The 9,604-nt window shown below is 68.1% G+C and carries 9 protein-coding genes; 1 reads left to right on the top strand and 8 read right to left on the bottom strand.

Annotated elements, in window-relative coordinates:
• The 6 genes from GXW71_RS33740 to GXW71_RS33715 form a co-directional block, all read right to left on the bottom strand.
• A partial coding sequence (locus GXW71_RS33740; protein ID WP_211858341.1) for a cache domain-containing protein occupies window positions 1-865 on the bottom strand: 865 nt, incomplete at its 3' end.
• A 158-nt stretch (window positions 866-1,023) separates the two neighbouring features.
• On the bottom strand, window positions 1,024-1,470 hold the full coding sequence (locus GXW71_RS33735; protein WP_211858340.1) for a DUF3597 domain-containing protein: 447 nt from the start codon (window positions 1,468-1,470) through the stop codon (window positions 1,024-1,026).
• 76 nt (window positions 1,471-1,546) lie between these two features.
• A complete protein-coding gene (locus GXW71_RS33730) occupies window positions 1,547-1,729 on the bottom strand; it encodes a CsbD family protein (protein WP_211858338.1) in 183 nt (60 codons plus the stop codon).
• A 200-nt stretch (window positions 1,730-1,929) separates the two neighbouring features.
• A complete protein-coding gene (locus GXW71_RS33725; RefSeq protein ID WP_211858336.1) occupies window positions 1,930-3,510 on the bottom strand; it encodes an ABC transporter substrate-binding protein in 1,581 nt (526 codons plus the stop codon).
• Window positions 3,507-4,445, bottom strand: a complete 939-nt coding sequence (locus GXW71_RS33720; RefSeq protein WP_211858334.1) for an aminotransferase class IV — start codon at window positions 4,443-4,445, stop codon at window positions 3,507-3,509. The genes GXW71_RS33725 and GXW71_RS33720 overlap by 4 nt, the downstream gene beginning before the upstream one ends.
• A gap of 53 nt (window positions 4,446-4,498) precedes the next feature.
• A complete protein-coding gene (locus tag GXW71_RS33715) occupies window positions 4,499-5,992 on the bottom strand; it encodes a M81 family metallopeptidase (protein WP_211858332.1) in 1,494 nt (497 codons plus the stop codon).
• Window positions 5,993-6,074: 82 nt separating this feature from the next.
• On the opposite strand from GXW71_RS33715, the gene GXW71_RS33710 reads away from it, so the two are divergent.
• On the top strand, window positions 6,075-6,782 hold the full coding sequence (locus GXW71_RS33710; protein ID WP_211858329.1) for a helix-turn-helix domain-containing protein: 708 nt from the start codon (window positions 6,075-6,077) through the stop codon (window positions 6,780-6,782).
• 82 nt (window positions 6,783-6,864) lie between these two features.
• On the opposite strand, the gene GXW71_RS33705 is transcribed toward GXW71_RS33710, so the two are convergent.
• Both GXW71_RS33705 and GXW71_RS33700 read right to left on the bottom strand, forming a co-directional pair.
• A complete protein-coding gene (locus GXW71_RS33705) occupies window positions 6,865-8,808 on the bottom strand; it encodes a sensor domain-containing diguanylate cyclase (protein WP_211858328.1) in 1,944 nt (647 codons plus the stop codon).
• A gap of 170 nt (window positions 8,809-8,978) precedes the next feature.
• The coding region (locus tag GXW71_RS33700) for an EAL domain-containing protein (protein ID WP_211858327.1) at window positions 8,979-9,604 on the bottom strand (626 nt) is incomplete at its 5' end.

Genomic DNA, 9,604 nt, shown 5'->3' with positions numbered 1-9,604 from the left:
CCAGCCCTGCCATCCAGGCCCGCTCTCCTGCGGCCTCCGCCTCCGCGGCGCCGCGGTCCAGAAGGATCTCGGCGACCGCGACGGCCTGCCCGGTCGAGTTCTCAAGCCTGACGAGGCGGAGCATCATCGGCCGCCCCTCAAGGCTGCCATGACGCGACACGCGATCACCCGCCAGGGCTGCCCTGAGCTCCTCGTCGCTCGCGACGCGCCGGTAGCCTTCAGTGGCGCCAACCGTGCGAACGCCGTCCCCCCGCACGACATGCATCGCGATAGCCAGGCCGGTCTCGGCGCGGATCCGGTTCAACTGCGAGGCGTTGAAGACCGTGCCTACGTTGAGGACACCAACCACACGGCCGTCCTGGCGGACCGGCACCAGCGCGGCGACCCCCGGACCAGCTGGCAACTGTTCAATGCCGGTGCTCTCCCGGTTTTCCCGCATCGCGGCGATCATGTCCTGGCGCCGGGCGCTGACATCGTCGCCGAAGGTGTTGGGCTGATGGGCGCGCATCAGGATGATGCCGGTGGGGAGCACCACGGAGACATTCGTCGCATCATTCGCCTGCTGCAGAGCCTGGAAAGTCGGGGCCAGTGCATTCAGGGTGGCCGGGCGGTCGGCCATCGCGACCGCACGGACGACGGGCTCCAGCACGGCGAGACTGCGCGCGATCGAAAGCTGGCGTCGCTGCTCAAGGTCCAAGGCTCGTCCGAGAGCGGACCGGCCCGCCTCCAATGCCGCCTCGGCCGCTGCGGCATGCCGCGCTTCCATCTGTAGCCAGGACCAGGCGGACAGACCAACACAGGCAAACAGCGCCACGGCGGCGAAGCCGATAATAAGGCGGCCCTGGATCGAACGAATCAGACTCATCACTGCGGCTCTCTGGGAAAGCGAGCAGCGTAGGGACGGAGTCTTGCATCCGCGTAAATTAGTATACCAGTGCCGGGGGGACCGCGGAGCCCTCCCGTTCCGCTCAAGACAGGTCGATGGGTCGTAAGTTGACCGGCGCCGGTCAGGCGATCAGGCGATCAGGCGATCAGGTCGGGTGGCACTTTGCCGCCGTTCTCCGCCAGCTTCTCCATGACCCGCTTGTGCAGCCAGACATTCATCGCCGCGCTGTCATTGGTGTCGCCCGGATAACGCAGCTCCGCCGCCAATTCCTTCCGCGCGGCCAGGCTGCTGTCCAGCCCGAGCAGCTTCATCAGGTCGACGATCGACTGCCGCCAGTTCAGCCCCTGCCCGTTCTGCGCAGCCAGCTCGGTTAGCATCTTCTCCACATCGATCGGCTCGCCAGCGGCCGCAGCAGCGGCCGAAGGCGCCACGGGCGTCGACCCGCCTGCCGCCGGTACCGGCGGCGGCATCGCGGGGGCCGCGGCGCTGGACGCGTTGGGATCGGGCGCGCCGGGCTGGGGCGCGGTAACGGGCGCCATGTCACTCCCGAATATCTTCGACATGATGGATCGGAAGATGCTCATCGCGACGCTCCGAGTGGGGGTTCAGGAATGGCAGAGCGGCGGACGCACCCGGGCAGGCGCGCCCTCCCACCCCTACTTACTTCTTGATCGCGTCGGCCACGGCTTCCTTGGTGTCGCCGACGCCCTTCTGGATCTTGCCGTCGGCCTTGTCGATCTTGCCTTCGGCCTGCAGCTTGTCGCTGCCGATCACTGCGCCGGTGGCATCCTTCACCGCGCCCTTGGCCTGCTTCGCAGTGCCCGCAACCTGGTCCTTGTTCATCGTCATCTCCTCGCGGCCCGCGCCGGAATGGCGTGCCCTGCGACAAGAACCCGATGCGGCATCCGCAGTTGCGCTAGCTGCCGCATCAGTGATGCTGCAGGGTCAGAAAGGTCGCGATTATCATAGGTTAATGCGTGGCAGCCTCCGCGGTTTGGTACGCGGCCTCGGGCGGCGCCAGCGCGTCGCAGAAGCGTCCGGCGTCACTGCCGCCGGACGCTCCAGAAATAGGGCGACGACGCCGTGACGATCCCGCCGAGCTCGCGCCGGTGCGCCATGTTCGGCAGCATCTGACCGAGCGGAACGACGGGCACGCTCGTCAGCGTGCTGCGCTGGACGGCATCCAGCAGCCGCTGCGCCTCGCCGGGGTCGCTGGTGGCGAGCCACTCGGCCGTGAGGCGCTCCGCCTCCGGGTTGTCGTGCCAGCCGAACCAGCCCCGCGCCCCTTGACCGCGGATGTAGAGGTTCTCCGCAGGGTTGGTCACCGAAGATCCCGGCCAGGTGGTGTGAAAGATGCTCCAACCTCCGCGCTCGACCGGCTCCTGCGACACGCGGCGCTGCACCACGGTTCCCCAATCCATCGTCTGCTGATCCACGTTCATCCCGAGCCTGCGCAGCAGGTCAGCCGTGATATCGCCCAGAGGAGCAATGACCGGGTGATCGCTCGCGTGCAGCAGCACGACTTTCTCGCCACGGTATCCGGCGGCCGCCACCGCGGCACGCGCCTGGGCGAGATCGGGCGGTTGCTTCATCGCGTCCACGCCGAGTTCGTTCACCCCGGGGAGCCCGCACGGGAACATGGCGCGGCAGAGCCGGTAGCTATCCGCGTCGCCGCCAGTGACGGCCTGGAGGTAATCGGCCTGATTGACCGCCGCGAGGATGGCACGGCGCAGGGCCGGATTGCTGAAGGGCTGTGTGGCGTGGTTGAAGCGCATCCCGAGGATCAGCCCGAAGGCGTTGAGCGGCCGCACCGTCAGGCGCCGGTCACGCCTCAACGCCGGAACCAGGTCGCCTTGAGCGGTTTCCCACCAATCGACCTCGCCCGCGCGCAGGGCCGCCGCCGCCGTCGCATGATCGGGCATGACATGCCACTCGACGCGGTCAAAATGCACCCGCTTGCCGCCGGCGCTCCAGGAGGCGGCCTCGTCACGCGGCCTGTAGCCCTCGAAGCGGGTGTAGACGATGCGGCTGCCGGAGACATATTCATCGGCCTTGAACCGCAGCGGGCCGGACCCGACCATGTCCGTGATCGGCCGCATGGCGTCGGTGGACGCCATGCGCTCGGGCATGATGAAGGCCGGCGACGAATGCGGTTTGCCGATGGCACGCAGCAGGTGCGGGAACGGGCGCTTCAGCCGGACGCGGATGGTGCGGTCGTCCGGCGCCTCCCAGGCATCGACCGCTGCCGCCAGCGCCTGGCCGAAGCTGTCGCGCTGGCTCCAACGACGGAGGCTCGCCACGGCATCGCGCGCCAGGACGCGCTCGCCATCATGGAAGACCAGTCCTTCGCGCAGCAGGATGTCACAGGTCTTGCCGTCATCGGAGAAGCGTGCGCCTTCGGCCATCTGTGGCTGAGGCCGCAACTGCTCGTCGACGCCGTAGAGCGTGTCGAACACCGCATAGCCGTGCATCGTCGTGACGGCCGCGGTCGTGACGATGGGATCCAGGACGATCAGGTTGGTTTCGGGCACGAAGCGCAGCACCCGCGCGGTCGCGGGCTGCGTGAGTGCGGGTCGAGCCAGTGCGGCGGCGCCGGCCGCACCGAGCAGTGTACGGCGCTTCATGATGCCTGTTCCTGTTGCGCATGGGGGTTGGAGCTGTAGTCGACGGCTTCGCCATGCCAGCCCGCGCCGCGGCGGTCCCAATAGGCTTGGCGTAGCCTGGCCGTGATCGCCCCGGGGCCGTTGCGGATGGCGATGTCGTCCACTCGGGTCACCGGCATGACGCCCCCCGCCGTGCTGGTGAGGAAGACCTCGTCGGCCGCGCGGAGCGCATCGACGGTCACCTCGGTTTCCTCGACGGCGATCCCGAGCTCGGCGCAGAGCTCGAGCACGCTGCGGCGGGTCATGCCGTCCAGCATTCCGTGCCGTGGCGTGAGCAGCCGGTCGCCCTGGCGGACGAAGATGTTGAAGCCGGGGCCTTCCGTGATGTTCCCCTCGGCGTCGGAGACCACCGCCGTCTCGGCGCCATGGTCATGCGCGTCCATCAGGGCCATCTCGAAGTCGAGCCAGTGGTAGTGCTTGACCATCGGATCGACCGAGGCGGGCGGCACACGCAGGCGGCGGCTGACGTGCAGGTGCAGGCCACGCTCCTGCACCGCCGGTGGCGCGATCCAGACATAGGGGATGCAGAAGGCCTGGAAGCGGTTGCTGCACAGGCGGATGTCGCGGCTGCCAATCGGGGGGCGGCCGCGAGTCATGATGATCTGGACATAGGCGTCCCTGAACCCGGCGGCGGCGATCAGGCGGTGGATCGCCTGCCGGATCTCCGCTCGCGACAGTGGCGCGATCATGCGGAGCTTGGCCAACGACCGTTCGAAGCGGTTGAGATGGTCGTCCAGCCGGAAGAGCATTCCCGCGCGCGCGGAGATGGTCTCCTGGCAGGCGTCGGATCGGAGAAAGCCCCAGTCGAGGAGCGGCAGCGTTGCCTCAGCGACCGGGACGATGCGCCCATCGATCCAGGCAGTGCCATCCGCGAAGCCCGCCTCGGCAGGCGGCATCGGAGCCGTGTCCTGCGGGAGCGGCGACGAGCATTGGGTATCGCTCATAGGCGTCAGTCTCCGAGATAGGTCGGCTGCGGCAGGTCGTCGCAGGGCCAGAAGGGGCGGCGCTTCACCTTCCACTCGATGCTGTCGAGGCTCGGCGTCGTCGGCCCCGGGCCTGCCACCATGACCCAGGCCGTGTCGTGGTCGAGCAGGGTCCGGAAGTTCATCGGGTTCTTCAGCACCGCGATGCGCAGCGCCCGGATGTCGATACCGGCGGCACGGTATTGCTCGTCGCCATATTCATAGGTGGCGTGGGTCGGGACGACGATCCGCAGCTCACCGACGCGGAGGACTGCGGTGGGACCCATCCTGCCCGGCGTTCCGGCGCTGACCCCACCGGAATAGACGAAGCTGCCGTCGTGCAGGCTTTCGACCACCGCATCGACGGCGACGGCCGGATGGAAGCGCGGGTCCAGGCTGGCGCCGATCGTGGTGGTGAGCGCGGCGCCGACGCCCGCCTGGTGGGCCGCCGCGGCCGCCGCCGCATCGACCACGAGCACGGCCGAGGGTGTGGCGGTCGCCTGTTCCAACAGAGCAGCCAGGACCGCGGGCGCATCGCCGGGCGCGCCGCCGCCGACGCAGTCCGGTGCGTCCGAGATCAGCACCCGTGGGGAAGCATGGGCCAAGGCCCGGCGCGCCGCCTCCTGCGGGGCGAAGTTCGGAATCTCGAACTCGCGCCGACGGTCCCACATCTCCCGCACGATCTCGTCGGCCACCTGCGCAGCCGCCTCCGCGTCGCCGTCGGCGACAGCCAAACCGGCTATTCCGAGATCGGGGATATCGAGCCAGGGCTGCACCGGAAAATAGCTGGCGGAAATGACCCGGCCCTCCTGCTCGGCACGTCGAGCCGAGCGGCGAAGCTTGGCCATTGGGGCGTCAGGGTCATCGGTGGCGCCACCGGCAACGGGCAGCAGCGCGTCGATGCGCCGCAGCCGCATCACCGGCCGGATCCTGCCCCTGATGGCGCCGACCAGGATCTCCGCGGCGCGTCGGCCGGTGTTGTGCGCGTCGATATGCGGATAGGTCTCGTAGCCGACGAGCGCGTCGGCCGCGGCCACCATGCGGGGGGTGACGTGGGCGTGGAGGTCGAAGCTCGCGGTGATGGGGATGGCGGGCCCGACGACCTGACGGACAGCCGCGAGGATCTCGCCCTCGGGGTCGTTCTCGCTCTCGGTGATCATGGCGCCGTGCAGGGCGAGATAGACCCCGGCGAGCGGCATGGCGGCGGCGGCGCCCGAGATGATCTGGTCGCGGATCTCGCGGTAGAAGCCGTCGTCGACGCGTCCGCCCGAGCCACCCTGGGCCGCCACGAGAGGCACGACCTCGAGCCCGGCGGCCGCCAGCACCTCCATGCCGCCCGCCACCGCAAGGTCACGGCCTTCCACGGCGCGCAGCATCGCGGCCCCTTCCGCCAGCACCTTCCTGGCGAAATCCCCTCGCCCATGTATCTGATTGGAAAGGGTATTCCCCTCGAACTCGAAGCTGGCGACCGCGACCCGCATGGTATCTCCTCACGAGGCGGGCTAGTGTTTCTTGATTTTTCTATAACCGCAAGAATTTTTCGATATGGAAAATCGGCGCCCGATGGCCAAGCCAACACGGAACATGGAGCCCGGAAAGCGGGCGCATCTGGCGCCCGAGGAGGTGGCGCGGCCGGGCACGCCGGTGGTGCTTGGCCAGCCCGAGGTCGGTCGGAAGCTGGCCGAGGGTCGCCATTCCCGGGGCTGGACCCTGGCGCGCCTCTCCGAGGAGAGCGGCGTCGCCATCGGCACCCTGTCGAAGGTGGAGAACGGGAAGAGTGGCGCCTCGTTCGACACGGTCGCGCGGGTGGCACGCGCGCTCGGCCTGCGCATCGATGACATCCTGAGTCCATCGAGCCCGCGCTTCGCCACCGGACGGCGCGTCATCACCCGTGCCGGGGACGGCGTGCGCTTCGGCTTCAACAGCTACGACTACGAGGTGCCCTGCAACGAGCTGACACGGAAGGCTATGGTGCCGCTGATCATGACCATCCGGACCCGCGAGGTTCTGCCGCAGGAGAGCTGGGCCAGCCACGAGGGCGAGGAATACATCCACGTCCTCTCCGGCGCCATCGAGCTCCACACCGAGTTCTATGAGCCCGTGCGGCTGGAAGCCGGCGACAGCGCCTACATCGACAGCGAGATGCGGCATGCCTTCGCAAGCGTCGGCGAGGGCGACGCCCGCATGCTGTCCGTCTGTCTCGCTGATTCCCTACCGCGGCTCTTCGCCGCGACCAATGTCGAGTTCGCGAAGACGGCGGAGCCGAAGTGACAAAGCTGCCGGGCAACAGGGTGTCGCCCGCAGGGCTGGATTGAATGCGCCACGCTCGAAGCTTGCCCGGCCGAGGCAACCCTTAGGCATTGGAAATTGGCGTCCACCCGTCAGCGACGCCGTGAGCCGCTGTCTTGAATGCCACCGCGACGCGGTTCCGACCCATGCGTTTTGCCCGGTAGAGTGCCGCGTCCGCCGCCGCCAGCAGCGACTCCTCCCCGACATCTGCGGACGGGATTGCCGTCGCCACGCCGACGCTGACCGTCACGCGGTCGATGCCGCCAAGTCCTGAATGCGCGATCCCGAGGCTCTCAATGGCGGCGCGCACCTGCTCTGCGACCGCGGTTGCGCCGGAGCCGACGGTATTGGGCAGCAGCAGGGCGATCTCCTCCCCACCATAGCGAGCGGCGAGATCGGCCGGCCGTCTGACCGCCGTTTGGACTTCGTGGGCGACCTGCCGCAGGCAGGCGTCCCCTGCCGGGTGCCCGAACGCGTCGTTGAAGAGCTTGAAATGGTCGATGTCGAGCAACAACAGCGACAGTGAGGTCCGGTCGCGCAGGGCGCGGCGCCATTCTTTCTTCAGCACCTCGTCGAAGCAGCGGCGGTTCGCGAGGCCGGTCAGCCCGTCAGTCCGCGCCAGGGAGGCCAGCTCATCCTCGGCTGCCTTCCGTTCCGTGATATCCCGGACGACCGCAACCATGCCGGTGACCGTACTGCTCCGTTCGTCGATGATCGCCCGCGCTGACGCTTCTAGCCACGCGATCGCGCCATCCGGTCGCGCGATGCGGTAGGTCGACATGACCTCACGCTGGCCAGCAGCGAGGCGCCTCAGGCTGTCCCGCACAATCGGGGCGTCCTCGGGCACCACGTCGTCGAGGGTCGAGCGCGCCAGCAGCTCTTCGACAGGTCGTCCGAAGATCTTCTCCGAAGCGGGCGACAGATACAGGCGCCGACCGGTGGCATCCATGCGGGACACCACATCATTGGAGTTCTCGGAGAGCAGCCGGAAGCCCGCTTCGCTCTCTCGGGCGGCCAGTTCCATCACTCGCCGCCGCGCCAACGCCCGCTGCAGTAGCAGGGCCATCCCCACGGCGGCCGCGACCAGCGCGATGGCAATCGAGCCGATGACCAGCGCCTTCATCCGCCAGGCCGCATAGATGTCGTCCAGGGCCATCGCGACATTGATCATGAGCGGCGCGTCCCTGAGGCGCCTATGGGCGTACAGGCGGCGGACCCCGTCGACCGCGGCGACGGTGACGTACTGCCCGGCCGGGACCTCCAGCGCCCGCCGAACCACGGGAGAGCCGCTGAGGTCGCGGCCGAGCTGGGGCTCCTCGTTCGGGCTGCGAGCCAGAATGATGCCGTCCTGCCGGAACAGGGTCAGCGCGCCGCTGGGCCCGAGCTGAAGCCCATTGAAGACCGCGGCTTCCAGCTGGTCGAGGCGTACGGCCCCCATGACGACACCGGCGAAGCGGCCGTCCGCATAGACCAGGCGACGGCTGAATCCCAGCGACCAGATGTTGGTGCGGCGGCTGCGGAAGGGTCGGCTCACATAGAAGCCGACGTCCGCCCGATCTCGATGGACCGTGAAGTAGTCGCGATCTACGAGGTTGGGGGCGCCATGCGGCACTTCGCCGCGGGAGTCGAAGATTTGCTCGCCGTTGACGTCGAGCACAGCGACGCTTTCGAGATAGCGGGTGGAGCGGACCCGCTCCTGGATCAGGGTACGCTGCAACTCTGGGCTGATCCGGCCATGCGTCGTGTCGTTCAAGATCGACTTTATCGCCACCAGCGCCAGGTCAATGGACCTCATCTCGGCGGAGAGATCGCGCTCCAGCGCTCTGGCCAGGTTCGAGCTTGAGTTGTTCGCCTGGTTCCACGCGTCGTCCCGCGCGTCCAGCAGCACGAGTGCGACCGTTGACAGGAGCGCAGCCGCGAACAGTGCCCCGAGGGGCACGATCCGCCGCAGTATCCAATCCGCAACCGATGGCACCCTATCGCGCCCCACGCCCCAGAACCGATCCATGAATAATGATCTGACTGGGTTCCCACGCATAAACGATTAAATGCACTTCGCGGGACCCACTCGGGGGTGCCGTACGCTTAACCTTCTGGTCGAGCCCAGCCGACCGGGCCATGCCGCCCGCCTTCCATTCACTTCGATGGCGTGGTGGGCACCCGCTGAGCGTCGCTGGCCTACACCCAGGTCTCCTTGACGCCTTCGCGTTTCGCTGCCGCTGCGCGCGGCAGGGGCGCAGGGCGGCCAACAAGCCAACCTTGTCCGCAATGCACGCCAAGGTTCCGCATGAGGGCCGCCTCTGCCTCGGTCTCTATGCGCTCCGCTATGACCGTGGCGCCGACCGACACGGAGAGGCTCACCATCGACTGGATAAAGGCCCGGTCGCGGGCGGAGCGTGCCGCGTTCGTGACGTAGGTGCCGTCGATCTTGATCCAGTCGACGCGAAACGCTCGGAGGTAGCGGAAGGCAGCCGCACCTGCCCCGAAATCGTCGAGGCAGAGCTTCACGCCCCGCTCGCGCAGTGCCGCGAGCGTGCGTGCAGCTTCGGCCTCATTCTCGATCTCCACGGACTCCGTGATCTCCACCAGAAGACGGGGGAGAATCGCGGGCGCTGCGTCGAGCATGCCGAGCAGCGCGTCGCGGAACTCCGGGCTCTGTACCGAAAGACCTGACAGATTGACTGCTATGGATGCGGCGGATGTGGATAGCGCCTGCAAGACGCGCTCGGTCACCGCGAGATCCAGCGCATCCGACATGCCGACCGCTTCGGCGCAGCGCACAAAGCCATCGGGCCGTACGAGGT

The sequence above is a fragment of the Plastoroseomonas hellenica genome (assembly GCF_018129085.1).
GTDB lineage: Bacteria > Pseudomonadota > Alphaproteobacteria > Acetobacterales > Acetobacteraceae > Plastoroseomonas > Plastoroseomonas hellenica.
Note: the sequence above shows the minus strand (reverse complement) of the source record. Positions and strands in the feature narration are given on the sequence as shown.